This window comes from Pseudoxanthomonas sp. 68-E7 (assembly GCF_057773145.1).
On record NZ_JBYMTI010000003.1, the window covers coordinates 266,634 to 291,210 of the forward strand.

General features: G+C 66.6%; 23 protein-coding genes. 8 read left to right on the forward strand and 15 right to left on the reverse strand.

Annotation, left to right across the window (positions count from 1 at the left end):
* Window positions 1-43 precede the first annotated feature (43 nt).
* The 6 genes from AC3DE2_RS09230 (at window position 44) to AC3DE2_RS09255 (ending at window position 9,772) form a co-directional block, all read left to right on the forward strand.
* Window positions 44-364, forward strand: coding sequence for an I78 family peptidase inhibitor (locus tag AC3DE2_RS09230; RefSeq protein ID WP_488425949.1), 321 nt, complete (start codon window positions 44-46; stop codon window positions 362-364).
* Window positions 365-560: 196 nt separating this feature from the next.
* Entirely contained in the window at window positions 561-5,018 is a 4,458-nt protein-coding gene (gene gltB, locus AC3DE2_RS09235) for a glutamate synthase large subunit (protein ID WP_488425950.1), read from the forward strand.
* A gap of 124 nt (window positions 5,019-5,142) precedes the next feature.
* Window positions 5,143-6,588, forward strand: coding sequence for an FAD-dependent oxidoreductase (locus AC3DE2_RS09240; RefSeq protein WP_488425951.1), 1,446 nt, complete (start codon window positions 5,143-5,145; stop codon window positions 6,586-6,588).
* A 128-nt stretch (window positions 6,589-6,716) separates the two neighbouring features.
* Window positions 6,717-7,592: a methylglyoxal synthase gene (locus tag AC3DE2_RS09245; protein ID WP_488425952.1), complete on the forward strand. Its 876-nt coding sequence runs from the start codon at window positions 6,717-6,719 to the stop codon at window positions 7,590-7,592.
* 413 nt (window positions 7,593-8,005) lie between these two features.
* On the forward strand, window positions 8,006-9,187 hold the full coding sequence (locus tag AC3DE2_RS09250) for a benzoate/H(+) symporter BenE family transporter (protein WP_488425953.1): 1,182 nt from the start codon (window positions 8,006-8,008) through the stop codon (window positions 9,185-9,187).
* A gap of 120 nt (window positions 9,188-9,307) precedes the next feature.
* Window positions 9,308-9,772, forward strand: coding sequence for a PepSY domain-containing protein (locus AC3DE2_RS09255; RefSeq protein ID WP_488425954.1), 465 nt, complete (start codon window positions 9,308-9,310; stop codon window positions 9,770-9,772).
* Window positions 9,773-9,931: 159 nt separating this feature from the next.
* Here AC3DE2_RS09255 and AC3DE2_RS09260 read toward each other — a convergent pair whose 3' ends face one another.
* From AC3DE2_RS09260 to folE, 8 genes are all read right to left on the reverse strand, one after another.
* Complete coding sequence (locus AC3DE2_RS09260) at window positions 9,932-10,168, reverse strand: hypothetical protein (RefSeq protein WP_488425955.1); 237 nt, start codon at window positions 10,166-10,168, stop codon at window positions 9,932-9,934.
* A gap of 95 nt (window positions 10,169-10,263) precedes the next feature.
* Window positions 10,264-11,505, reverse strand: coding sequence for a TCR/Tet family MFS transporter (locus AC3DE2_RS09265; RefSeq protein WP_295378419.1), 1,242 nt, complete (start codon window positions 11,503-11,505; stop codon window positions 10,264-10,266).
* 49 nt (window positions 11,506-11,554) lie between these two features.
* Complete coding sequence (locus AC3DE2_RS09270) at window positions 11,555-12,421, reverse strand: D-hexose-6-phosphate mutarotase (protein WP_488425956.1); 867 nt, start codon at window positions 12,419-12,421, stop codon at window positions 11,555-11,557.
* Window positions 12,418-13,692 carry a lytic murein transglycosylase gene (locus AC3DE2_RS09275; RefSeq protein WP_488426145.1) on the reverse strand — a complete coding sequence of 425 codons (1,275 nt, stop codon included), beginning with the start codon at window positions 13,690-13,692 and terminating at the stop codon, window positions 12,418-12,420. Before AC3DE2_RS09275 ends, AC3DE2_RS09270 begins: the two co-directional genes overlap by 4 nt.
* Before the next feature lie 973 nt (window positions 13,693-14,665).
* Window positions 14,666-15,061: a YchJ family protein gene (locus tag AC3DE2_RS09280; protein WP_488425957.1), complete on the reverse strand. Its 396-nt coding sequence runs from the start codon at window positions 15,059-15,061 to the stop codon at window positions 14,666-14,668.
* A 55-nt stretch (window positions 15,062-15,116) separates the two neighbouring features.
* On the reverse strand, window positions 15,117-16,025 hold the full coding sequence (locus AC3DE2_RS09285; RefSeq protein ID WP_488425958.1) for a hypothetical protein: 909 nt from the start codon (window positions 16,023-16,025) through the stop codon (window positions 15,117-15,119).
* A 182-nt stretch (window positions 16,026-16,207) separates the two neighbouring features.
* Complete coding sequence (locus AC3DE2_RS09290) at window positions 16,208-16,774, reverse strand: hypothetical protein (protein WP_488425959.1); 567 nt, start codon at window positions 16,772-16,774, stop codon at window positions 16,208-16,210.
* Window positions 16,775-16,897: 123 nt separating this feature from the next.
* Window positions 16,898-17,500: a GTP cyclohydrolase I FolE gene (gene folE / locus AC3DE2_RS09295; RefSeq protein ID WP_295376259.1), complete on the reverse strand. Its 603-nt coding sequence runs from the start codon at window positions 17,498-17,500 to the stop codon at window positions 16,898-16,900.
* Window positions 17,501-17,651: 151 nt separating this feature from the next.
* Between folE and AC3DE2_RS09300 the strand changes: the two genes are divergently transcribed.
* The gene (locus AC3DE2_RS09300; protein WP_488425960.1) at window positions 17,652-18,788 is read left to right on the forward strand and encodes a hypothetical protein; all 1,137 of its coding nucleotides are present in this window, start codon (window positions 17,652-17,654) and stop codon (window positions 18,786-18,788) included.
* Between the two features lie 31 nt (window positions 18,789-18,819).
* Here the strand turns inward: AC3DE2_RS09300 and AC3DE2_RS09305 are convergent, their stop codons facing one another.
* From AC3DE2_RS09305 to AC3DE2_RS09335, 7 genes are all read right to left on the reverse strand, one after another.
* Complete coding sequence (locus AC3DE2_RS09305; RefSeq protein ID WP_488425961.1) at window positions 18,820-19,368, reverse strand: YdeI/OmpD-associated family protein; 549 nt, start codon at window positions 19,366-19,368, stop codon at window positions 18,820-18,822.
* A 60-nt stretch (window positions 19,369-19,428) separates the two neighbouring features.
* Window positions 19,429-19,905, reverse strand: a complete 477-nt coding sequence (locus tag AC3DE2_RS09310) for a VOC family protein (RefSeq protein WP_488425962.1) — start codon at window positions 19,903-19,905, stop codon at window positions 19,429-19,431.
* A gap of 138 nt (window positions 19,906-20,043) precedes the next feature.
* Window positions 20,044-20,715: a hypothetical protein gene (locus AC3DE2_RS09315; RefSeq protein WP_488425963.1), complete on the reverse strand. Its 672-nt coding sequence runs from the start codon at window positions 20,713-20,715 to the stop codon at window positions 20,044-20,046.
* Between the two features lie 247 nt (window positions 20,716-20,962).
* Window positions 20,963-21,382: a hypothetical protein gene (locus tag AC3DE2_RS09320; RefSeq protein ID WP_488425964.1), complete on the reverse strand. Its 420-nt coding sequence runs from the start codon at window positions 21,380-21,382 to the stop codon at window positions 20,963-20,965.
* Window positions 21,369-21,965: a hypothetical protein gene (locus AC3DE2_RS09325; RefSeq protein WP_488425965.1), complete on the reverse strand. Its 597-nt coding sequence runs from the start codon at window positions 21,963-21,965 to the stop codon at window positions 21,369-21,371. The genes AC3DE2_RS09320 and AC3DE2_RS09325 overlap by 14 nt, the downstream gene beginning before the upstream one ends.
* 98 nt (window positions 21,966-22,063) lie before the next feature.
* On the reverse strand, window positions 22,064-22,405 hold the full coding sequence (locus tag AC3DE2_RS09330) for a hypothetical protein (protein WP_488425966.1): 342 nt from the start codon (window positions 22,403-22,405) through the stop codon (window positions 22,064-22,066).
* A gap of 170 nt (window positions 22,406-22,575) precedes the next feature.
* Window positions 22,576-23,403, reverse strand: a complete 828-nt coding sequence (locus tag AC3DE2_RS09335; RefSeq protein WP_488425967.1) for a helix-turn-helix domain-containing protein — start codon at window positions 23,401-23,403, stop codon at window positions 22,576-22,578.
* A 126-nt stretch (window positions 23,404-23,529) separates the two neighbouring features.
* Here AC3DE2_RS09335 and AC3DE2_RS09340 point away from each other — a divergent pair, with 126 nt between their 5' ends.
* Window positions 23,530-24,480 carry an alpha/beta fold hydrolase gene (locus AC3DE2_RS09340; RefSeq protein WP_488425968.1) on the forward strand — a complete coding sequence of 317 codons (951 nt, stop codon included), beginning with the start codon at window positions 23,530-23,532 and terminating at the stop codon, window positions 24,478-24,480.
* The last annotated feature ends 97 nt before the right edge of the window (window positions 24,481-24,577 follow it).

Sequence of the window (24,577 nt, forward strand, 5' to 3'; positions counted from 1 at the left end):
GCGATGCCACCGGGCGTCGGCACGCACCGGGAAAGGATCCCGCATGGCCAGCAAGCTCAGCACCCTCGCATGGCTGTCCGCCGCCGCACTCGCCGGCTGTGGTTCCTCCCCTCCGCCGAAAGCCACACCGCCCGCCGCGGCCGCGCTCGCGCCCTTGCCACCGCGTTGTGATCCTTCCGCCGCACAGAACGTCATCGGTTTGCCGATCGATGCCGCCGTGATCGAGAAAGCACGCGCCGCCGCCGGTGCCGACATGGCGCGTGCGGTGCGTGCGGATCAGGTCGGCGTGCAGGACTACCGCGCAGGCCGCCTCAACCTTTACCTCGATGCGCAGCGACGCATCGCGCGCGTCGGTTGCGGTTGAGCACGCACGCGATCCCCACGCTCAGCAGACCAAAGAAAAGCCACTGAAAAGTTGCTTCTGCAACTATCGTCGAGCTTCGTCGGATCGCGGTTGCGGCACCGCAACATCTGTGCTTTAGTCGGGCTTCCGGTGACATTTCGAAGTGCCGCTGCGGGGCAGGGCACGGTGTCGCCGTCAGCAAAGGTTTGAGGCAGAGATGGCCCCTCGCAGTCGCCACGGGCTCTACGACCCGAACGACGAACGCGATGCATGCGGTTTCGGCATGATCGCGCAGTTGGATGACCAGCCGTCACGCGCGTTGGTCGACACCGCCATTGCCGCGCTTTCGCGGATGACCCATCGCGGCGGCGTCGCTGCGGACGGACTCACCGGCGATGGCTGCGGCCTGCTGATCCGGAAACCCGATGCCTTCCTGCGCGCGCTGGCCGAAGAAGCCGGCATCGCCGTGGGCGCACGCTTCGCCGCCGGCCTGGTGTTCCTGCCGCACGATGCCGCGCAGGCGGATCGATGTCGCGCCGTGCTGGAAGCCGAACTGCGTCGCGCCGGCGTGACACCGCGCGGCTGGCGCGTGCCGCCGACCGACGACAGCGTCTGCGGCGTGCTGGCCAAGGAAACCCTGCCGCGCATCGAACAGATCTTCGTCGATGCCGGCGATCACCAGGACGACGACGCCTTCGGGCTGGCGCTGTTCTTGTCCCGCCGCCGCAGCGAACAGCAACTGCGCGCCGGCATTCCCGACTTCTACGTGGTCACCCTCGCCCAGTACGCCATCGGCTACAAGGGCATGGTGCTGCCGGACAAGCTGCCGATCTTCTATCCGGATCTGCAGCGAAGCGATCTGGCCAGCAGCGCGGTGGTGTTCCACCAGCGTTTCTCCACCAACACCCTGCCGCGCTGGCCGCTGGCGCACCCGTTCCGCCTGCTGGCGCACAACGGCGAAATCAACACCATCGAAGGCAACCGCCGCTGGGCGCAGGCGCGCAGCAAGGTGTGGAAGACGCCGCGTTTCGACATCGCCGAATTCGATCCGGTCATCTCCATGCACGGCTCCGACTCGCAGAGCCTGGACAACATGCTGGAGCTGCTGGTCGCCGGCGGCATGGATCTGCTGCAGGCGCTGCGCATCCTGGTCCCGCCGGCGACCCAGTCGCTGGAATTCAAGGACGCCGACCTGGCCGCGTTCTACGAGTTCTATGGCCTCAACACCGAGCCGTGGGACGGCCCCGCCGGCATCGTCGCCTGCGACGGCCGCTACGCCGCCTGCATGCTGGATCGCAACGGCCTGCGTCCGGCGCGCTGGATGCTGACCAGCGATCGCCATTTCCTGGTCGCTTCCGAAGCCGGCGTGTGGGAAGTGCCGGCCGAGCGCGTCACCCGCAAGGGCAAGCTCGGTCCCGGCGAGATGATGGCCATCGATCTGAAGCGCGGCGACCTGCTCGACAGCGAGGCGGTGGATCGCATCAACCGTGGACGCGCGCCGTACAAGCAGTGGCTGCACCACGGCGTCACCTACCTGCAGACTGAACTGATCGATCCGTCGCTGACCGACGCGCCGTTCGACGAGAAGACCCTGCGCGGCTTCCACAAGCTGTTCCAGCTGACCAGCGAGGAAGTGGAGCAGGTGCTGCGTCCGCTCGCCGAGACCGAGCAGGAAGCCACCGGATCGATGGGCGACGACACCCCGATGGCGGTGCTGAGCCGGCAGACCCGGCCGCTGTACGACTATTTCCGCCAAGGCTTCGCCCAGGTCACCAATCCGCCCATCGATCCGCTGCGCGAAGACTGCGTGATGTCGCTGGCGACCCAGCTCGGCAAGGAGACCAACATCTTCCACGCCGGCCCGGAGACGGTGAACCACGTCATCCTGAATTCGCCGGTGCTCAGCCAGCGCAAGCTGCGCCAGCTGCTGAAGATGGATCCGTACGACCAGAAGCACCGCTACATCGATCTGTCCTACAGCGTCGAGGAAGGGCTGAAGGCGGCCATCGAGCGCATCTGCGCCGAGGTTGAACAGGCCGCGCGCGAAGGCATGGTCATGGTGGTGCTGAGCGATCGCCGGCCGCAGCAGGGCCGGCCGATGGTGCATGCGCTGATGGCGACCGGCGCGGTCCACCATCACCTGTGCCGCGAAGGCCTGCGCTGCGACGTCAACCTGATCATCGAGACCGGCACCGCGCGCGACGCCCACCATATCGCCTGCCTGATCGGCTACGGCGCCACCGCGGTGTATCCGTACCTGGCCTACCAGACCCTGTTCGACCTGGGCCGGCGCGGCATCCTGCAACTCAAGAAGGGCGGTGAGCAGGCCCAGATCGGCCGCAGCTACCGCAAGGGCATCTACAAGGGCCTGTCCAAGATCATCTCCAAGATGGGCATCTGCACCATCAGCAGCTACCGCGGCGCGCAGCTGTTCGAGATCGTCGGCCTGGAGCCAGACGTGGTCGACCTCTGCTTCGCGGATACGCCCTCGCGCATCGGCGGCGTCGGCTTCGCACGCCTGGACGCCGAGGCGCGCGAGCTGGAAGCACGCGGCTGGAACGATCGCGCGCAGCCGGAAATCGGCGGACTGCTGAAGTACGTCCACGGCGGCGAGTACCACATGTACAACCCGGACGTGGTGACCACGCTGCAACGCGCCACCCGCACCGGCGATGCCGCCGACTGGCAGGCCTACGCCGACGCGGTGAACTCGCGCCCGCCTTCGGCGTTGCGCGATCTGCTGGCGCTCAAGCGCGCGGAAACGCCGACGCCGCTGTCCGAGGTCGCCGATGCCGGCGATCTGCTGCGCCGTTTCGACACCGCCGCGATCAGCCTGGGCGCGCTGTCGCCGGAAGCGCACGAGGCGCTGGCGATCGCGATGAATCGCTTGGGCGGGCGCAGCAACTCCGGTGAAGGCGGCGAGGATCCGGCCCGCTACGGCACCGAGAAGCGCAGCAAGATCAAGCAGGTCGCCTCCGGCCGCTTCGGCGTCACGCCCGAGTACCTGGTCAACGCCGAAGTGCTGCAGATCAAGGTCGCCCAGGGCGCCAAGCCCGGTGAAGGCGGCCAGCTGCCCGGCCACAAGGTCAACGAACTGATCGCCCGCCTGCGCTACGCGCGCCCGGGCATCGGCCTGATCTCGCCGCCGCCGCACCACGACATCTATTCCATCGAGGATCTGGCCCAGCTGATCTACGACCTCAAGCAGGTCAATCCGCAGGCGCTGGTATCGGTGAAGCTGGTCTCGCACGCGGGCGTCGGCACGATCGCCGCCGGCGTGGTCAAGGCCGGCGCGGATCTCATCACCATCTCCGGCCACGACGGCGGCACCGGCGCCAGCCCGATCAGTTCGATCCGCTACGCCGGCGTGCCGTGGGAACTGGGCGTGGCCGAGGCGCACCAGGCGCTGGTCACCAACCAGCTGCGCGATCGCACCGTGCTGCAGACCGACGGCGGCCTGAAGACCGGCCTGGACGTGGTCAAGGCGGCGCTGCTGGGCGCGGACAGCTTCGGCTTCGGCACCGGTCCGATGATCGTGCTGGGCTGCAAATACCTGCGCATCTGCCACCTCAACAACTGCGCCACCGGCGTGGCCACCCAGGACGAGCGCCTGCGCTCGCAGTACTTCACCGGCCTGCCGGAACGGGTGGAGAATTTCTTCCGCCTGCTCAGCGAGGAAGTGCGCCAGTGGCTGTCCTACCTGGGCGCGCGCTCGCTGGACGAAATCGTCGGCCGCACCGATCTGCTGGAGCAGATCGATGCCTCGCCGCGCGCCGGCGTGCGCGTCGACCTGGCCCGCCTGCTGCAGGGCGCGCAGACCGGCAGCGAAAGCTGCGCGGCCCAGCGCCTGTACGAGTCACCCGACAGCCTGGCCACCCAGCTCGACGGCCTGCTGGCCGAGCCGATCCGGCGCAAGGCCGGCGGCGAGCACCGCTTCCTGATCCACAACACCGACCGTTCGATCGGCACCCGCCTGTCCGGCGCCATCGCCCGCACCCACGGCAACCAGGGCATGGCCGACGCGCCGTTGAACCTGCGCTTCCGCGGCACCGCCGGCCAGAGCTTCGGCGCGTTCAACGCCGGCGGCCTGAACATGGAGCTGGAAGGCGAGGCCAACGACTACGTCGGCAAGGGCATGGCCGGCGGCCGGCTGGTGGTGCGTCCGCCGCGCGGCGCGCGCTTCGAGGCGCGCAACACGCCGATCCTCGGCAACACCTGCCTGTACGGCGCCACCGGCGGCGAACTGTTCGCCGCGGGCCGCGCGGGCGAGCGTTTCGCCGTGCGCAACTCCGGCGCGCTGGCGGTCATCGAAGGCGCAGGCGATCACTGCTGCGAATACATGACCGACGGCATCGTGATGGTGCTGGGCCGGGTAGGCCTGAACTTCGGCGCCGGCTTCACCGGTGGCCTGGCCTACGTGCTGGATCTGGATCGCGATTTCGTCGACCGCTACAACCACGAACTGATCGACATCCACCGGATCTCGCCGGAAGGTTTCGAAAGCCACCGCCAGCACCTGCACAAGCTGATCCAGCGCCATCGCGAACTCACCGGCAGCATCTGGGCACAGCAGATCCTGGACGAGTTCCGTGACTACGTCGGCAAGTTCTGGTTGGTCAAGCCGAAGGCCGCGAGCCTGGAGTCGTTGACGGATTCGCTCAGGCGAGCCGCCTGAGCGACGGGATTCGGGAATCGGGATTGGGGATTCGCAGGCGCGCCATCCCCCTCCGCTTCCCGGTTCCCGAATCACCCGGCTTTTGATTGCGCGAATCCCCAATCCCCATTCCCGAATCCCCGCCATGAGCAAGAAGCACGTCTTCCAATTCCTCGAACTGCCGCGGACCATGCCGCAGCGCATTCCGCTGGAACTGCGCACCTCCGGCGACTGGGGCGAGCTGTACGGCAAGTTCGACAAGCCCGACGCGCAGTACCAGGCCGGCCGTTGCCTGGATTGCGGCAATCCGTATTGCAGCTGGAAGTGCCCGGTACACAACGCGATTCCGCAGTGGCTGCAGCTGGTGCAGGAAAACCGCATCGAGGAAGCCGCCGCGCTCTGCCATTCGACCAACCCGCTGCCGGAAGTGTGTGGCCGGGTGTGTCCGCAGGACCGCCTGTGCGAGGGCGCCTGCACGCTGGAGGAATTCGGCGCGGTCACCATCGGTGCGGTCGAGAAGTTCATCACCGACACCGCGCTGGCCAACGGCTGGCGTCCGGACCTGAGCGACGTCAAGCCGACCGGCAAGCGGGTCGCGGTGATCGGCGCGGGACCGGCCGGCATCGGCTGCGCGGATCGGCTGGCGCGTGCCGGCATCCACGCGGTGGTGTATGACCGCTACGAGCAGATCGGCGGCCTGCTGCAGTTCGGCATCCCGACCTTCAAGCTGGAAAAAAACGTCATCGCCCGTCGCCGCGAAGTACTGGAAGGCATGGGGATCGAGTTCCGGCTGGGCGTGGAAGTGGGCCGCGACGTGAGCCTGGAGGAACTGCTGGCCGACTACGACGCGGTGTTCCTCGGCACCGGCGCCTACCGCTACACCGACGGCGGCCTGGAGGGACAGGATCTGGACGGCGTGCTGCCGGCGCTTCCATTCCTGGTGCAGAACGGTCGCATCGTCGGCGGCAACGATCCCTGGGGCCGGCCGATCGCCGGCTGGGAAGACAAGCTCGCGCTGCCGGATCTGGCCGGCAAGCGGGTGGTGGTGCTGGGTGGCGGCGACACCGGCATGGACTGCGTGCGCAGCGCGATCCGACTGGGCGCGGCCAAGGTCACCTGCGCCTATCGCCGCGACGAAGCCAACATGCCCGGCTCGGCGCGCGAAGTCGCCAATGCGCGCGAGGAAGGCGTGCGCTTCCTGTTCAACCGCCAGCCGCTGGCGATCGTCGGCGACGACGACGGCAAGGTCACCGGCGTGCAGGTGGTGGAGACCCGCCTGGGCGAACCCGACGCACGCGGCCGCCAGAACGCGGTGCCGATCGAAGGCAGCGAATCGCTGCTGGAGGCCGACGTCGTGATCATCGCCTTCGGTTTCTCGCCCAGCGTGCCGGAGTGGTTGGCGGCGCAGGGCGTGGAAGGCACGCCGAACGGCCGCATCGTCGCCGGTGGCGCCGATCGCCTGCCGTTCCAGACCACCCATCCGAAGCTGTTCGCCGGTGGCGACGCCGTGCGCGGCGCGGATCTGGTGGTGACCGCGGTGGCCGAAGGGCGGGATGCGGCGGCGAGCATCGCGGAGATGTTGGCCGGGTAGTTCATCGTAGCCACGTCCCATATTCGTTGCGGCGGCGGTGGATTGGTATGGCAATGGTGGGCCGTCGCCCACCTGTGCCGCGCACGCGGGATCGCTAGACTAGGGCTTTCCCCTTCGACGCCTCGTCCATGCGCCTGGGTCTTGCCGCCAACCGCCTGCACCATCACAACGAAGACGCCGCGCTGTTCCGCTGGCTGCGCGCCTGCGAGTCCGGCATCCGCGAACTGAAGCTCGGCCTGCACGCGGTCGGGCGCACCCACGACGCCATCGTCGCGGCCGGCATGCTGGCCAGCTATCCCCACCTGCGCCGCTATCCCTATGGCCGCGAGGGCGGGCTGATGAAGCTGGTGGCGGAAGTGGTCGGGCTGGAAGGCGCCGAACGCAATCTCGATGGCGCCATCTACCTGATCGATCCCGTCGATCCTTCTTCCATCTTTCCCGAAGCGATCGCGCTGAAGCGGCAGTGCGTGATCCACGGCAAACCATTCCTCTCCACGGTCGCCTCGGCGCGCGACTGGGTGGAAATGGAACGCATCCACGCCGGCTTCGCGCCGGATCCGGCCGCGGATCGCTTCCATGCGCTGGAGGAGCAGACCCTGGCGCTGATCGCGCACGATGCGATGAAACCGCAGATGCTGGCGTTCGCCGCCGAGCACTTCGATCACCTGTCGCGCTTCGCCCACCGCGTCGCCACCGGCACCACCGGCCAGCGTCTCAACGAACTGGCCTGGAGCCGCGGCTGGCCGCAGGACAAGCCCTGGGCCGAGCGCTACCAGAGCGGGCCGATGGGCGGCGACGCGCAGATCGCCGACCGCGTGCTGGAGCGACGTTGCCAGCGGGTGATTTTCTTCGAGGACCCGCACGTGGCACGCCAGCATGAAGCCGACATCCAGTTGCTGGAGCGCGCGGTCACCACGGTGACGGATGATGCGGTGTGCATGACCTCGCCGGTGGTCGCACGGCGCTGGCTGGCAGCAGTGGAGTTGCGGGCGTCGCGGGGTTGAGAGGATCTGGCGGTTGTCGGGTTTGAGTGACGCGATGGATGGGGGTGGCATGTGGCTTTTCTGTCTCGCCGAAAGCGCCCCCATCCCAACCTTCCCCCGCGAGCGGGGGAAGGAGCCTAAGCCGGAGCGGCGCTGCATCCAGCGGCTGACACGGCGCATCCCGTCGATGAATCCGTCAGCGCGCGCACGCAGCCCCCTCCTCCGCCTGCGGGGGAGGGTTGGGGTGGGGGCCAACCGGAGAAACCCCGCGCCATGACAACAAACTCGCGGCCACCACCGCCTTCCCCCATCACACCGATGGCGGCAACCGGCATCCGGCATTCCATGCGCGCCATCACCCGCAGCCGCGCCACGCACTTTCTGCGCCCGCATCCGTAAGCGACAATCACCCGGTTCCGTCGAGCGGCACCTCCATGTCCAACGCATCTCCGCCGCGCGCCTTGCTGCGCGATCTGTCCCTGTCCGCCATCGCCGCCGGTTTCGTCACCGTGCTGGTCGGTTTCGCCAGTTCGGCGGTCATCGTGTTCCAGGCCGCGCAGTCACTGGGCGCATCGCCGGAGGAAATCAGTTCCTGGATGTGGGCGCTCGGCCTGGGAATGGGCCTGACCTGCATCGGCTTGTCGCTGCGCTATCGCATGCCGGTGGTGACCGCGTGGTCCACACCCGGCGCGGCGATGTTGATCAGCAGCGCAGCCGGATTGCCGCTGTCCGACGCCATCGGCGCCTTCATGATTTCGGCGGTGCTGATCACCACTGCGGGTTTTTCCGGCATCTTCGAGAAAACCATCAGCCGCATTCCGGTGTCGCTGGCCTCGGGCATGCTGGCCGGCGTATTGCTGCGTTTCGGCCTGGACGCCTTCGTCGCCATGAAAACCCAGCTGGGCATGGCGCTGACCATGTTCGTGGTTTATCTGCTCGCACGCCGGCTGTTGCCGCGTTACGCGGTCATCCTGACCCTGCTGGTCGGCATCGCCTTCGCGGCCGGACTCGGCCAGTTGAAGACCGACGGATTGCATTGGGAACTGGCGAAACCGATCTTCCTGTTCCCCAGCTTCTCGTTGCCGGCGCTGTTCGGCATAGCGCTGCCCTTGTTCGTGGTGACGATGGCCTCGCAGAACGTGCCCGGCGTGGCGGTGATTCGCGCCTCCGGCTACGCGATCCCGATTTCTCCGGCGGTGGGCTGGACCGGCGCGGCGAACCTGCTGCTCGCGCCGTTCGGCGCGTTCGCGCTCAACCTGGCCGCGATCACCGCCGCAATCTGCATGGGCCGCGAAGCGCACGAGGATCCGGATCGGCGCTATGTCGCGGCGATCGCCGCCGGCGTTTTCTACCTGCTGGTCGGCATCTTCGGCGCCACCGTCGCCGCGCTGTTCGCCGCGTTCCCGAAGGAACTGATCATGGCGATCGCCGGCATCGCCCTGCTGGGCACGATCGGCAACAGCCTGTCGGCGGCGCTGCGCGAGGAATCGCATCGCGAACCGGCGTTGATCACCTTCCTGGTGACCGCTTCGGGCCTGACCATCGCCGGCATCGGTTCGGCGTTCTGGGGATTGATCGCAGGTGCGGTGACCTTGCTGATCTGGCGACGCGGATAGAACATCGCGCTCACGCGGTTTTCATGTCGCCGAACGGTTCACGCCGTCTTTCCAGCGGGTTCATCCGCCGGTGAAGTGGACGGCGGCAGTATCGGGTTCCTCCCGACACAGGAGCGAACCATGCAGACGCATTCCTTCATCCGCCCTTCCCGCAAACTCTGGCTGTTGTCGCTGGCGATGGCTGCCACGCCGCTGCTGGCACAGGCCCAGGCGCAGGATCCCGCCAAGGCGGCGATGACCGAACCGCAAGTGCGGGCGCTTTTGACCGAGAAGGGCTACACCCGCATGGATGATCTCGATTTCGAGGACGGCATGTGGGAGACCGATGCCACCAGTGCGGATGGCAATCGCGTCGACGTGCGCGTGAACCCGGCCAACGGCGACATCAAGGCCGAGGCGCTGGTGTCGAACTTCAGCGAGAACGACATCAAGGCGAAACTCGCCGCGGCCGGTTATTCCAAGGTGCATGACGTCGATTTCGACGACGGCATGTGGAAGGCCGAGGCCGAGCGTGCCGACGGTAACGACGTGGAGATCCATCTGGACGCCACCAGCGGCGCCATCGTCCACGTCGAGAACGACTGACGCGGCATCGCCGGTCCCCGTCCGAATGAAGTCTCTCTCCCATCCGGGAGGTGACCGGCGATGGAGGGAGGTGGCCGCCGGTCCCCTGGCCGGCAGGCTGCCTCCCGGCGCGGAGGAACAGGTGCCCGCCTGGCGGGTGGGTGCCCGCCAGGACGCGGATCAATCGTCCTTCTTCTTCGCCCCGCTCAGATCCAGCGGCTGGCCGCCTTTGTCGTCCTGCGACCAGCGCACGCCGCTGGTGCGTTCACAGTCCTTGGAGACCGGATCATTCGGATTGTCCGGGCGACTGGCGCACAGCGGATTCGCATCCACCGCCGCATTGGTGTCGTAGTAATCGGGCTGGCTGGCGCAACCGGCCAGCACCACGGCAAAGCCCAACAGTATCGTCCTGCGCATGGGGAACCTCGCGTCTCGTGTTCGGCGCGAGCATCTCCCATCCGAAGGTCCGCGAACAGTGCCGGAGGTTGGATTCCCCCCGGCACCTCGCTGGATCAGGCGTGCGCGTCCGGCGCCGGCCGGGCGAAGCGCCAACCCACCAGCAGGCCGATGAACAGCAGCAGCGAGGCCAGCATCCATGGCGCGCCCGGCAGGTGCGCCGGGGCGTTCTTGCCGATGAACAGGGCGAAGGTACTGGCATACATCATCGGTCCGACGATACCGGCCAGGCTGACCAGACTCATCAGCGCGCCCTGGATGCGGCCCTGCACCTCCGGCCCGACCTGGCGCGTGATCAGCGCCTGCGTCGCCGGTCCGGCCAGGCCCCACAACGCGCTGATCGGCAGGCCGGCGAGGAAGATCCAGCCCACGTCGGCCAGGCCGTAGATGAAGAAGCCGGCCACGCCGCAGGCCAGACCGAACAGCAGCGTGCGGCGTTCACCCAGCTTCGGCACGATCCGCCCGACCAGCCCGGCCTGCACGATCACGCTGAACACACCGACGATCGCCAGCACCCAGGCCACCTGCCTTTCATTCCACTTGTACTGGTACTCGGCGAACAGCACGAACACGCTCGGGTACACGTAGTGGGCAAGGTTGGCGATCAGCACCACCGCTGCCAGGCCGAACACCTGCGGATAGCGCTTCAGCAGCACCAGCGAACCGATCGGATTGGCATGCGACCAGTCGAAGCGCGGCGTGCGCTTCTCCTTCGGCAGCGACTCCGGCAGGACGAACCAGCCATACAGGAAGTTCAGCAGCGCCAGTCCGGCCGAGAACCAGAACGGCAGGCGCAGGTCGATCGCACCCAGCTGGCCGCCGATGATCGGACCGATGATGAAGCCCACGCCGAACGCCGCGCCGATCATGCCGAACGCCTGCGCGCGTTTTTCCGGCGGGGTGATATCGGCGATGTAGGCGTTGGCGGTGGTGAAGCTGGCCGAGAACACGCCGGAAAAGATGCGCGCGATCAGCAGCCACGGCAGCGACTGCGCCAGCGCCATCAGCAGGAAGTCCACGCCCAGTCCGAAGCACGACAGCAGGATCACCGGCCGGCGGCCGAAGCGATCCGACAGCGCGCCCTGGATCGGCGAGCAGACGAACTGGATGATCGCGAACAGGGTGCCGAAGATGCCAACCCACCAGGCCGCCTTGGCGAAGTCGCCGCCGACGAACTCGCGGACCAGGCCGGGCAGCACGGGAATGATCACGCCGAACGACAGGATGTCGATCAGGACGGTGACGAAAATGAAGATCAGCGCGGCGCGGCGGCCGCTGACAGGCGGGGCTTCGGTCACGGGATACGCACGGCGGAAAAAAGGTGCCGCAGTGTAGTGGATCTCCCGTCTACAAAGGTGAGACTGACAGGCGCTGCCCCAGTCGATGCTCGGCGCCCGGCGCCAGCCGGACCACATCCTCTCCCGCGTTGGCGGTTTCCACGCACACGAATTCCCGCCAGCCCCCTGGTGACAGGTCGGCGATGGCGGCGGCACCGGCCTCGCCCGGATTCCAGATCACCAGCGATCGACTGCCCCGGGTTTCCAGCGCGATGCGGCGCCGGCCGACCGGATCGATCAGGGTGAAGCGCGTCCCCGCGTCTTCATAGATTCGATCGCTGCGGCCGGGGTCGCGTGGTTCGTCCAGCCGCCAGTCACCGGCCTGCCGGTATTCGTTGCCACCGTCGAACTTGTCGGCGTAGCGCAGGCCGTCTACGCCGGAAACAGACACCCGGCCCGCGTCGCCGACCGCGAAGTAGCTGTGCAGCGCCTGGGTGAAGGCGAACTCGGCGTCGCCAGCGTGGGTGGTGACGAGGGTCTGTTCCAGCACCGCGCCGATGCGCAGCCGCTGGCGCAGCCGCAGCGGCGTGCGCGGATCCGGCGGCAGCGCCAGATCCAGGAGCACCGCGTCGTCCTCCTCCACCGCATCGACGAACTGCCACGCCGAGATGCGTGCGTGGCCATGCTGCGGCGCATCGGCGGGTTGCCCGTCGCGGCCGAAGTACGGCCAGCACACCGGCACCCCGCCGCGAATCGCCTGCGGCGGCCGGTGCGTGGTCGGCGAGCACCACAACACCTTGTCGAAGCCCGCCGGTTGCCAGGCCAGCAACTGTCCGCCGTGGATGCTGACCGCCGCGTGCGCGGCCGGCGTGTCGATCCGCCAGGCGGGGATGCCGTTGAAATCGCCGGAATGGAGGGAAGCGGGCGTCGAGGTCATGGTGGGCTTCTGGCGGGCGTGACCGGGGGACCGGCGCGTTCGAGGGCGGCGAGGATCTTCAGCCCGGCGCGCCCATCGGCGGGCAGCAGGCCAAGTGCCAGCTGCTCGGCCTGGATGGCGCGGCGGGTGTTGCTGCCGATCATGCCATCGGCCGCGCCAATCGCGTGGCCCCGGGCCAGCAACAGCGTCTGCAGTTGCCGGCGCTGCGCACGCGACAGACCGGGATCATCGGTGGGCCAGGGGGTGCGCAGGCCGGTACCGCCGCGCAGGCGGTCGGACAGCAGCGCGATGGCCAGCGCGTAGCTCTCGGCCGCGTTGTAGGCGTAGATCGCGTCGTAGTTGCGGAACACCAGAAAGGCCGGTCCCTGCGCGCCTGTTGGCAGGAGCAGCGCTGACGGGGTACCCGCGGGCGCGAGCGGCACGCCATCCGCACGCACGATGCCTCGCACCAGCCAATCCGACAGCGGTCGCCGTTTCGTGCGTCCCGACAGCGAAGCATCGAAGCCTGGCGGCAGCGTCACCTCGTAACCCCACGGCTCGCCGCTGCGCCAGCCAGCGCGTTGCAGGTAGGCGGCGGTGGACGCGAGCGCGTCGGGAATGCTGCCGACCAGATCGCGCCGGCCATCGCCGTCCTGATCCACCGCGATGCGCGCGTAGGTCGAGGGCATGAACTGGGTGTGGCCGAACGCGCCCGCCCAGGAACCGGTCAGGGCCGGATCCCGCAGGTCGCCGGCATGCAGCAGGCCGAGCAGCGACAGGAATTCGCCGCGGAAGAACGACTGCCGACGTCCGAAGCAGGACAGCGTGGACAGCGAAGCCAGCAGCGGACGCTTGCCGGATACCCGGCCGTAGTCGCTCTCCACGCCCCACACCGCGACCACCGTCGCCGCATCCACACCGGACTGCGCGCTCACCGCCGCCAACAGATCCCGGTGCAGGTCGAGCTGGGTCCTGCCGTCGGCGACGCGTTCGTCATCGACCAGTCCGGCCAGGTAGTCCCACAGCGGCGTGGTGAACTCCGGTTGCGCGTCCAGCAGATCCAGCACCGACAGGTCCGGCGCCAGGTTGGCCGTCAACCGATCGAAACTGTCCGCCGCGATGCCACGTGCGACCGCCTGCGGGCGGATCTTCGCGAGGCAGGCATCGAACACCGGATCGCGCCGCACCGGCACCGGTGGAGATATCGGCGCAGATATCGGCGCCGGCGTCGTCTGCGTCGGTGGCGTCACCGGAGGCGACGGTGGAATCGGCGGCGGATCCTGCGGCGCCATCAGCGCCCACAACAGCAGCGGTTTCATCGGATGGCCTCCCTGGCCGGCGGGGACTCCTACTCTGCCCTGCCCGATGTGGATTGGCGACCACGTGCCTGAACGACCCCGCAAACGTAGCGCGGAGATTGCTCCGCTACCCAGGCGCCAGCATCGCCGCGCCATTGCAACCCACAAGCACAGACCACTCCCGCCTCCGCTTGCGGGGAGGGTTGGGATGGGGGCCCGCCGGAAAAAACCGCACTTCCGGCATGAGCCAATGCGGGCACATCGCTGCTACCGGGCTGACACTGATCGCCGAAAGCGCCCCCATCCCAACCTTCCCCCGCGTGCGGGGGAAGGGGCAACAGCCGAATCGCTACATGTTTTTCTGCAGGTCGACAGAACAGAGGGAAGAGCAGATGGCGACAGCGGCAGCTCCCACAAGCGCAGACTGCTCCCTCCTCCGCTTGCGGGGGAGGGCTAGGGTGGGGGCCGCCGGAAAAAAGCCGTACTTCCGGCATGAGCCAATGCGGGCACACCCCTGCCGACGGTATGACATTGATCGCCGAAAGCGCCCCCATCCCAGCCTTCCCCCGCATGCGGGGGAAGGGGCACAGCCGAATCGCCGCATGTTTTTATGCAGGTCGACAGAGCAGAAGGAAGAGCAGATGGCTCCCGCAAGCGCAGACTGCTCCCTCCCCCGCATGCGGGGGAGGGCTAGGGTGGGGGCCGCCGGAAAAAAGCCGCACCTCCGGCATGAGCCAATGCGGGCGCACCGCTGCCGACGGTCGGACACTGATCGCCGAAAGCGCCCCCATCCCAGCCTTCCCCCGCGTGCGGGGGAAGGGGCACAGACGAATCGCCGCATGTTTTTCTGCAGGTCGACAGAACAGAGGGAAGAGCAGATGGCGACCGCGGCAACTCCCGCAAGCGCAGACTGCTCCCTCCTCCGCTTGCGGGGGAGGGCTGGGGTGGGGGCCCTCGACGCATCCTCTCAGCGATGATCACCGTCCACGTAATACCAGCGTCCATCGCGCCGCACGAAGCGGCTGAGCTCGTGCAAGCGCACCGCCGAGCCACCACCCACGCGGTAGCGCGCGACGAACTCGACTTCGGCCGTGTCTTCGCCCGTGCGGCGATGCTGTTTCACCGTCAGCCCCAGCCATTGGGTACGCGCACCGCCGGGTGCGTCCAGTCCGAGATCCTGAGGGCAGGTGGCCGGATCCCAGCTCGCACGCAGATAGGCTTCATCGCCATGCACGAACGCGCTGTAACGCGAGCGCATCAGCGCTTCCGCGTCGGGCGCGGCTTCACCGGCGTGGTAACGGCCGCAGCAGGCGGCATAGGCGGCGCCGGCACCGCAGGGACAGGCATCGGGAACGGATTTCATCCGCGCCATCATCGCAGCGGCGGTGCGTCCATGCACGCACCGCCGACATCGTGTCCTACCTCGCCAGCGCCGGGTTCTGCGCGATGGCGCACGCGCGCAAACGGGCGGCGTTGGCGTCGTTGCCTGCGTCTTCCAGCAGATTCGCCAGATCCATCTGCGCCGCCGGATCGCCCCGCCACGCCGCGTGCCGGCGCAGGCCCTCGACCAATGCGCCGCCGCCGCCGGTTGCGCCGTCGTAGCCGGACGTCGCCGCCAGCAGCGTGCCGAGCTTGTTGTAGCCGGCGGGAATCTCCCGCTTCAACAACCAGGCCACGATCACCTGGGCCGACTCGAAATCCTCGTCCGCCAGCATCGCGTCGAACAATCCGCCGGCGGCACGCCAGTTTCCGCCCCGCGCGGCTTGCGCGTAGGCGGCGACCGCATCCGGCTCGCCATCCAGCATCGCCCGGCGCGGCAAGGTGTCCTGCGCGCGGGCGGCGGCCAGGGCGGGCTTGAGCCGTCCGCATGTAAACACGTCCGGACCCGCGCGCCCGGCGTCCGAAGCCAACCAGCGCCGGTGTTCGGCCAGCGCGACCTCGAGGATGCGCGGCACCCGCTTGGCGCCCACCTGCTCGACCGCCCAGGCCACGCGCGTCTCGCGGTTCTGCCGTCGCGCGGCATCCTGCCGCTCGACACTCTCCGCCTGTTCGCGCTGCCACGCCGAATCCTCGCGTGGCCGAATGGTCACGCAGCTTTCGAATTGCGCCGCAGGCAACGTCCAGCAGCGTGCCGGCACCTTCACCGGGAAGCGGCCCCAGATCATCTCCAGCACGTAGTCCTCGCGGCTTTCATGCGCCGCCACCGTGACCCGCGCGGCGTTGTCGCTGAGACCCTTGCGGATCAGCGTGCCATCGGGCAGCTGCCACTGGTAAGGCTCATTGGCCAGGCGCGGTTCCAGTTGCAGATAGGGTTCATCGGCGGCCATCGCGGCACCTGCCGGACACAGCAGGCCAAACCCGCAGACGACCAGGCGCGCCAGACGGCCCGGATTTGCATGACACCACGACACCGGCATCTCCCGAAAACCAAAGCGCCATTCTGCGCGCGGCGATGCCCATCCGGATCGACGAGTCCTTCAATGTCATATCCCGCATTTCAACCACGCACTCAGCCGTCGTAGGAGCGGCAACCCCAGCGGAACGCATACGCGGCGGCTTCGATGCCGCGGCCAATCACCAGCCGCGGCGCGGTCGCGTCCAGACCGGGACGCAGCGGCATGGCGCGGCTGTACAGCACGTCCAGCTCGCCGAAGCCATCGATTGCCGCCTGATCCGACGCATGTGGCGCGGCCTGCATGCGGCGGACGAAGTCCTCCATGTCGCCGCGCGCCTGCGCGATCACCGCCACGCCACTGTCGCCGCGCACGACGATGGCCGGAATCTCGGTACCGTCGATCTTCAGCGGCTCGCGGAACTGGTACAGCAGGTCAATGACCTCGCCCGGCGCGCGGTCCGTGAACTCGACCCCGGCCGCGCGCAGGCGTTCGGCCATCGCCGGATCGCGCCCATCCGGAAATCCGGTACGGCAATGCAGCGCATCGGCGAACAACTTCGTCACATCCAGCGGCCCCGCCGGGGTCACCGGCTCGGGTGAAGCGGGAGACGCGCACGCCGCCAGCAGCACCGGCAGCAGGCCGGCCACCAGGCGAAGGCGGGCGAATGGGGTGTGGGTCATGCGACAGCCCTCCGGTGGCATGGCGTGCGGATCAGGTTCCCGCATTCTGCAACAGCGCCGTGCCCGCGAGAACATGCATTCGCCCGCCGCCGATGCCTCCGCGCACCGCTGGCCAGCCGGAATTCAGCGGCGGCCGCCGGTCTCGATGAAGCGCAGGAACTCGGCGCGGGTACGCGCGTCCTCGCGGAACTCGCCCAGCATCTTGGACGTCACCATGCTGACCCCGCGCTTGTGCACGCCACGGGTGGTCATGCACTCGTGCGCGCCGTCGATCACCACGCCCACGCCGCGCGGCTGCAACACGTCCTGGATGCACTGCGCGATCTGCGCGGTCAGCTTTTCCTGTACCTGGAAGCGGCGCGCGTACACGTCCACCACCCGCGCCAGCTTGCTGATCCCCACCACCTTGCCGCTGGGCAGGTAGCCCACGTGCGCCTTGCCGATGATCGGCGCCATGTGGTGTTCGCAATGGCTTTCGAACTCGATATCGCGCAGCACGATCATCTCGTCGTAGCCGGCCACTTCCTCGAAGGTTCGCGCCAGATACTCGCGCGGATCCATCCGGTAACCGCTGAACCAGTCGCGATACGCCTTGGCCACCCGCTTCGGGGTATCCAGCAGCCCCTCGCGCGCCGGATCCTCGCCGGCCCACTCCAGCAGCACGCGGACCGCGTCTTCGGCCTGCTCCTGGCTGACCTTGCCGGGCTTGTCGTCGGAATGGCTCATGGCATCTGGACCTGCTTGCGGGGGTGGAGATCCTACCGCATCGGGCGGTGCCCCGTTTTCCACGGCGGGCCCCGGTGATACGAGTAGGCGCCTTCCTGAACCGGACGATATGAGTCCCGCTATCATCACGACGATATTTGGGGAGCATGCGATGAAATCGATTGGCGAGGACCTGTTTCAATTGCGGCGGAACGGAAACCCGTCTCCTCTGCCCGTATTGAGGCGTGTGAGCGCGAAGGGACTGGATCTGAAGGAAAGCTGGTTTCGTGACGCGATTTTCGCCGAGCCCGAGTTGGTCGTCGGCCCTTGTCGTGCGGCGGGACGCGTCGAGGCCGACGAAATCTGGCTGCCTTGGCGAACCGAAGTCAACTTCGGGTCTGGTCCCATCGATGTCCTGCTGGTTTCCTCATACGGACGTATCGGCATCGTCGAAACAAAGCTTTCGTACAACCCGCAGAAACGACGCGAGGTCGTTGCCCAGGTCCTGGACTACGCGCTTTCCCTGCAGGATGTGGATCGCGAGGCACTACCGAACCTGCCGGATTCTCCTGACGCACCGCTGGAGGAAGATCTGGTGGAATGCCTCAATGCCGGACGCTTCCTGCTGGTTATTGCCGGCGATGCGCTGGACCCGCGTGCCCTGCGCCTTTCCCAGTCGATGCTCGCCAGGCACCTGACCAGCGAATGGGATCTGGCCATGGTCGACTTGAACGTCTATCGAAGGCCAGACGACAACGATCTTTTGTTCATGGTTCCGGAACTGCTGGGAACCGTGCAAAGCGATTTACGACAGGTTGTCCGTGTGGTGGTGGAGGGTGAATCCCCCAAGGCCCGCGTAATCGTTGACAAGGTTGTCAACGACGAAGAGCGAGAACCACGCGGCTCCCGGCTGAAGTCGGTCGACGACTTCCTCTCCGTCGTCCAGCAGAACGTACCCGCCCAGACCGAAACCGCGCGCGCCATTGTCGACCGAATGCAGCAACTCGCCGCAGCCCGCCCCAATGGGCTGAGCTTCGAACTCCGGCAAGGCTCGGCCAATCTTTACTACCCCTCTTCTTCAGGCCCGCGCCGGTTTCTTTCGCTTCGTACCGATGGCCGTCTTCGGATCGTCTTGGCCTATCTCCGCACTGCCGGCCTGGAGAACATCATCGACAAGCTGGTCGAAGCGGCTCCACCCGCGTGCACTTTGCACCGCGAGGACAGGGCAGGCGGGCTTCGGTACAAGCCACAGAACGAAGCGGCGATTTTCAAGCTGCTGGAGCGAATCGAAATCGCACTGGCGAAGTGACGCACTCCCTCCTCAGGCAGGACGCGAGCCCCTACTCCGCCGCCTCCGGCGCACAGAACGCATTGCTGTAAATTCCTGATCGGTCAAAGCAGCAAGCGCGGCGCTTGCCCGATTCCAGCTGACTACATGCGGTGGCGATCCGCTTCACGCGGGTTTCGGCCTTCTTGCCGGAGGTCATCCACTGGATCCAGTCGCGGCGCGCGACCGGAGTGAGGGTGTCCCACTGCGCCTTGGCGGCCGGGTGTTCGGACAGCGCCTTGCGGATGTCGGGCGGGACCTTGGGCTCGGGTTCCACCGCCACCGGCGCCATTTCCAGCGTCACGGTGTCGCCCACCGACACGCCGGCGGTTTCGCGCAGTTTCTTCTCGACCTTGAGCCAGTGACTGCCCTGCCCATCCGGCTCCAGCGTGGCCTGGAAGGCGTGTCCGTCCAGCGTGCCGTCCACGGTGACCTGGCTGCGCGTGGGCAGCTTGGCGCTGGCCTCGGCAGGCAGCGCCAGGAAGCTCCACGCCGCGCCCTTCGGCTCCGCCGGCCGGGACAGCTTCGCCTTGAATTTGACCGTGTCGGTGGCTTTGCTCATGGGCGCGAACGATAGCACTGGCCGAACGCAGGGAGGAGAAGCGATGTACGGACGGAACGGTCAGCCCGCAACCGCCTTCTCCAGCGCAGCGATGTCGATCTTCTTCATCTCCATCATCGCCTTGAACGCGCGCTCAGCCTGCTCGCCGCCGCCGCTCACCAGTTCCATCAGCCGACGCGGCGTGATCTGCCAGCACAGGCCGAAGCGATCCTTGCACCAGCCGCACATGATTTCCTGGCCGCCATTCTCGGTAATCGCTTTCCAGTAGCGATCGGTTTCCGCCTGATCCTCGGTGGAGACCTGGAAGCTCATCGCATCGCTGAAGGTGAACGACGCGCCGCCATTCAACAGCAGGAAGGGCTTGCCCAGGATCGTCATCTCGATGGTCAGCACGCCGCCCTGCTTGCCGTCCGGATAGTCGCCGGGCGCGCGGTTGACCTTGTCGATGCGGCTATCGGCGAAGGTATCCGCGTAGAACTGGGCAGCTTCTTCGGCGTTGCCGTCGAAACACAGGCAGGGCTGGATGCGCGGGATCATGGCGGGCCTCGTGAGTCGGGTTCGGATGGGGAGCGTACTGCCGCTGTGTTGGACCGGCGTGAAAGAGCCAGGGCGCTCGGCCGCACTTGCCAATGCCTCGGTAAAGCTATTGCAGCAACGTGCCGGACGCGGCCTTCATTAGCTCTGACGGTTTGCACTGGTCGAAGTATTCGCGAAATCGCTTGCCGCACCCGATTTCATGGAATTTTGATCGCCTTCCATGATGCCCAAACGAGGCAGCAAAGTGTCTCTCTTCTTCTTTGCCAATGCATACATTCCTGAGTTATCAAGGCTCTTGAATGCCAGGGCTGCTGAAAGTACCGCATTCAAACCCAATATCCATGCGAGCGGACTCTTCGGCCCGGCAACGAACGTGAAGGCGAATGATCCCAAAGCCATGGCTGCAAACATGAAGTAGCCGGCCATGCACCATCGCTCACCTGCAGCAAGGGCTTCTTCTGACCCGTGCTTATCGTTCTTCCAAGACAATGTCCTGCTTGATTGGTCGTACTGAAGTAGCGGCCAGATCTGGGCTAGATTGAACATCTCATCGGCACAGTGGTCTGAGTCGCATATCTTCCGTATGGCCCTCGCCGGAAGATAAGCGCCATAAAGATGTCGAATTGCGACCTCGAGCGCCATATCGTCCATCTTGTTTAGGCCATGCCAGATCCCAAGAAACTCGGTTCGCTGCTGACTTTTGGTTCTGTGGAAATCGGTCAGCCTCGAAATCAGATAGCCAGCCAGGGCGATAGAAATCGCTGGCACGATTGCCCACGCCCCAATCGATTTAACAACCTGATCGATCACGAACTTTCCCCCTTGATTTCCTTGAATTCTGGATTGAACAAGCGATACCACGGACGGCGCCAGTACCCTTGCTCATAACTACAGATGCCTATTTTCTTCACGACCGCATTTCACCGAATGACCTTCAACGTGTCATGGCCAAAGTTGACCTGCAGCTTGCTATCGACCTTGAACTCATATGTGGCAGCCTACGCCCGGCCCGCGATACTGATAGCGTGAGCAAACATATGCGCTACAACTTTCCCACCTAGAACCGCATCCGCGGGTTTCGCTCGAGGCACCGATCGCGCAGGGTCCTGCAGGCTTCGTTCATCGCATCCAGATTCTCTTCGCAATGCTCGGAGAGGATCTCTTCGCCGCAGCGCAGATGGCAGGACCATGACTCGACGCGGATCATGAGCCAGCGCATGCGCCGCTCGCGGAACTGGTCCAGCAACCACAGCGAAATCCCGGGGCCGAAATATCCGGAAATCAGAAGCGGCCCGGGAATGTCTCCCGGAATGCGGTCTTCCGGAAACGGAAAGACGCGGGGAAAGTCAAGCGGAAACGGCCCATTGGACGCCCAGATACCCAACTCGATTCGCTGGAGGATTTCACCTGGTACTCCCTCCGTTTCGCCTTGCATGTAGCGGACGACGTGGGCGAGCTCTTCCCTATCCAATTTCATAGTGCGCTCCCAGTGCGGTAGCCAGCTTCTCCAGATCGTCAAGCGTGACGTTCAGAAATGGTGCCTGTTTCGATGCGTCGATGTCGCCGCGCGACACGACACCCATGACGGCGTTGCCGGCAAAGCTGGAGTACGCCTTGTCGCGAAATGTACTGGCCGCCGTGATGGCCGCCATGATCTCGAGGTTTCCGTAGGTGTGGTCTCTGCGCTCCGCCGTTTCGGGAAATTTCCTGATCACGGTGCGGAGCGCAGATATCAGGGTCGCGGCGTCTCGCTTCTCTTCCTCGATCAACGCTTCGGCTTGCTGTTTCGCTTCCAATCGCCTCGCGTTCCAGACTTCGTAGACGAAGCCGAAGATACCGATGGCGATGAGGGACACCGCGACGAGGGTGACTGGAAGCTCTGGATTCTCCTTCGGCAGGATCGGGATCATCGGCAACAGATACAGCAGCAGATCGACCCAGGTCAGGGTCAGCATGCCAACGCCGAGCGTTACCAGCAGGATGAAGAATCGCCGCAGCGCGGTCGCTTTCAGGAAAGCGAAAACCTGCTTGGCGATGGCGACGGTCCCGTTCCTGTCCATGGCGCTCCCTCGTTCCCCGCGTTCGATAGTAGGGGGACCAACGAACCGGATGCAATCCGGCCGCCTGTTCGGCGCGGGATTTTCCGTTCGCCGTTTGTCTACACCGACAACGCCACGGAGAAGAACCCGGCCCCGAGCCAAATCAGAAGGAACAGAACGGCGGCGGGCAATACCAGCACACGGAAGAACGCGCCGAGGGCGAGCACCGCCGCGAGTGCAAGCGTGGTCATCCAGAACAGCGTGCGGGTTCCTCCCCAGACCAGCAGATGCGGGGGACCAACGAGCGACGCATTGAAGATTGAGCCGCCCGGCAACCAGTCCGGTCTATACAGCGCCACCCAGCACAGACCCGCATAGGCCAGTACCAGACCGGCCAGTACGCAGGCACCCAGCACATGCGGCGATAGACCGGCCCAGCGTTCTCCTTGAGCAGACCGCATGCTTCGCTCCTTCCGTCATCCTTCCAATGGCTGATCAGCAGCATGCCACGCCCTACAGTCTTCTGTGGGCCATCTCCGACGGCAAAGCCGCATGGCTACCGTAGGCGATCCGACAAGCGCAGCCTGGAGCCGTTGCGGCTGACAATCCGTTCCTCGCAGCCTCCACCCCATCACCCCAACGCCTGCACCCGCTTCCACTCACGCGGCGCCAGCCCCACATGCGCCTTGAAGGCGCGCGACAGCGCGGCTTCGCTGCCATAGCCGACGTCGGCGGCCACCACCTTCAGCGGGCGATCCTGGCGCAGGGCCTGTTGGGCCAGGCTGACCCGCCAGCCCTGCAGGTACTGGCCGGGGGTGATGCCCAGCGTTTCGCGGAAGGCGCCGGCGAACACGCTGCGCGACATGCCGGCGGTCGCGGCCAGATCGTCCAGCGTCCATTCCCGGGCCGGCGACTCGTGCATGGCCACCAGGGCGTGGCGCAGTCGCGGGTGCGACATGCCGGCCAGCATGCCGCCGCGCACTTCGCCGCGTTCCATCAGCTGGCGCAGGATGAGCACCATCAGCGCCTCGAACAGGCGGTTGACCAAGGCATGGCGTCCGCAACGCTGTGCGAACGCCTCGTCGAACAGCAGATCCAGCACCGGCGGGGCGCCGTCGATCGCGTCGAGCGGCAGGCAGATAAATTCCGGCAGCGAGGCGGCGATGGGATTGCTCGCGCCGCCGTCGAACCGCACGTTGGCGCAGGTCATGTCCGCGCCGCGCACCGGATCGGTGACGAAGCGGTGCGACATCGGCCGTGGGTACAGCAGCAGGCTGGGCACCTCCACGCAGTGCAAGGCATTGCCGTGGAAGACCTCCACCGCGCCGTGCCTGATCAGGTGCAGCTGGCCCAGGCCGGCCTCGGCCTCCAGCAGGTTGACGCCACACAGGGCGCCGGCCTGGAACACCTGCGCGGTGACGGAGAAGCGCTCCAGCAGGGCGGCGAGTCGGTCGGACATCAGGACGCTCGGTCAAATTTTAAGGACGGTACGTAGCCAATCGTATCGCCCCGGCGCGCAAAGTACACCTCGCCCACCGGCACGGCCCCCGCGCCGCCCACCACCCTCCATCCAAGGATTCCACCCATGAACACGCTCACCCGCTCCGTCGCCGTCGCCCTGCTCGCCTTCGCCGCCCAGACCGGCGCCACCGCCCAGGCCGCCCAGTCCCCGCAGGCGCCCACCGCCCTGGGCGCCACCGTCAGCGGCAGCTACGTCACCACCCGCGACGGCGTGCAGCTGTACTACAAGGACTGGGGCCCGAAGGACGGCCCGGTCGTCACCTTCAGCCACGGCTGGCCGCTCAGCTCGGACAGCTGGGAATCGCAGATGCTGTTCCTGGCTTCCAAGGGTTACCGCGTGGTCGCCCACGACCGTCGCGGCCACGGTCGCTCCAGCCAGCCGTGGGACGGCAACGACATGGACCACTACGCCGACGACCTGGCCGCGGTCATCGAAGCGCTGGACCTGAAGGACGTCACCCTGGTCGGGTTCTCCACCGGCGGCGGCGAGGTGGCCCGCTACATCGGCCGCCACGGTACCGCGCGGGTCAAGAAGGCCGTGCTGGTCAGCGCCGTGCCGCCGCTGATGCTCAAGACCGCCGACAACCCGGGCGGCCTGCCGATCGAAGTGTTCGACGGCCTGCGCAAGGGCTCGCTGGACAACCGCGCGCAGCTGTACACCGATATCGCCTCCGGCCCCTTCTTCAACTTCAACCGTCCGGGCCAGAAGCCGAACGCCGCGCTGATCCAGTCGTTCGTCGCCCAGGGCCTGCAGGCCGGCCACAAGAACACGTATGACTCCATCGCCGCGTTCTCCGCCACCGACTTCCGCGCCGACCTGAAGAAGTTCGACGTGCCCACCCTGGTGATCCACGGCGACGACGATCAGATCGTCCCCATCGACGTCTCGGGCAAGGCCTCGGCCGCGCTGATCAAGGGCGCACAGCTCATCGTCTACAAGGGCGCCCCGCACGGCCTGGCGGACACCCACAAGGATCGCCTCAACCAGGATCTGCTGGACTTCCTGAGCAAGTAAGCCAGCCGCATGGCAACGGGCCCGGACAGTGATGTCCGGGCCCGTTGTTTTTATGGGTGGTGATATCGGGTTCGGTCAGCGATGTCGCGCCGGCATG

Coding starts and splice junctions, on each gene's coding strand:
- AC3DE2_RS09230 (WP_488425949.1), top strand. CDS start 44: ATGGCCAGCAAGCTCAGCACCCTCGCATGGCTGTCCGCCGCCGCACTC.
- gltB (WP_488425950.1), top strand. CDS start 561: ATGGCCCCTCGCAGTCGCCACGGGCTCTACGACCCGAACGACGAACGC.
- AC3DE2_RS09240 (WP_488425951.1), top strand. CDS start 5,143: ATGAGCAAGAAGCACGTCTTCCAATTCCTCGAACTGCCGCGGACCATG.
- AC3DE2_RS09245 (WP_488425952.1), top strand. CDS start 6,717: ATGCGCCTGGGTCTTGCCGCCAACCGCCTGCACCATCACAACGAAGAC.
- AC3DE2_RS09250 (WP_488425953.1), top strand. CDS start 8,006: ATGTCCAACGCATCTCCGCCGCGCGCCTTGCTGCGCGATCTGTCCCTG.
- AC3DE2_RS09255 (WP_488425954.1), top strand. CDS start 9,308: ATGCAGACGCATTCCTTCATCCGCCCTTCCCGCAAACTCTGGCTGTTG.
- AC3DE2_RS09260 (WP_488425955.1), bottom strand. CDS start 10,168: ATGCGCAGGACGATACTGTTGGGCTTTGCCGTGGTGCTGGCCGGTTGC.
- AC3DE2_RS09270 (WP_488425956.1), bottom strand. CDS start 12,421: ATGACCTCGACGCCCGCTTCCCTCCATTCCGGCGATTTCAACGGCATC.
- AC3DE2_RS09275 (WP_488426145.1), bottom strand. CDS start 13,692: ATGGCGCCGCAGGATCCGCCGCCGATTCCACCGTCGCCTCCGGTGACG.
- AC3DE2_RS09280 (WP_488425957.1), bottom strand. CDS start 15,061: ATGAAATCCGTTCCCGATGCCTGTCCCTGCGGTGCCGGCGCCGCCTAT.
- AC3DE2_RS09285 (WP_488425958.1), bottom strand. CDS start 16,025: ATGGCCGCCGATGAACCCTATCTGCAACTGGAACCGCGCCTGGCCAAT.
- AC3DE2_RS09290 (WP_488425959.1), bottom strand. CDS start 16,774: ATGACCCACACCCCATTCGCCCGCCTTCGCCTGGTGGCCGGCCTGCTG.
- folE (WP_295376259.1), bottom strand. CDS start 17,500: ATGAGCCATTCCGACGACAAGCCCGGCAAGGTCAGCCAGGAGCAGGCC.
- AC3DE2_RS09300 (WP_488425960.1), top strand. CDS start 17,652: ATGAAATCGATTGGCGAGGACCTGTTTCAATTGCGGCGGAACGGAAAC.
- AC3DE2_RS09305 (WP_488425961.1), bottom strand. CDS start 19,368: ATGAGCAAAGCCACCGACACGGTCAAATTCAAGGCGAAGCTGTCCCGG.
- AC3DE2_RS09310 (WP_488425962.1), bottom strand. CDS start 19,905: ATGATCCCGCGCATCCAGCCCTGCCTGTGTTTCGACGGCAACGCCGAA.
- AC3DE2_RS09320 (WP_488425964.1), bottom strand. CDS start 21,382: ATGAAATTGGATAGGGAAGAGCTCGCCCACGTCGTCCGCTACATGCAA.
- AC3DE2_RS09325 (WP_488425965.1), bottom strand. CDS start 21,965: ATGGACAGGAACGGGACCGTCGCCATCGCCAAGCAGGTTTTCGCTTTC.
- AC3DE2_RS09330 (WP_488425966.1), bottom strand. CDS start 22,405: ATGCGGTCTGCTCAAGGAGAACGCTGGGCCGGTCTATCGCCGCATGTG.
- AC3DE2_RS09335 (WP_488425967.1), bottom strand. CDS start 23,403: ATGTCCGACCGACTCGCCGCCCTGCTGGAGCGCTTCTCCGTCACCGCG.
- AC3DE2_RS09340 (WP_488425968.1), top strand. CDS start 23,530: ATGAACACGCTCACCCGCTCCGTCGCCGTCGCCCTGCTCGCCTTCGCC.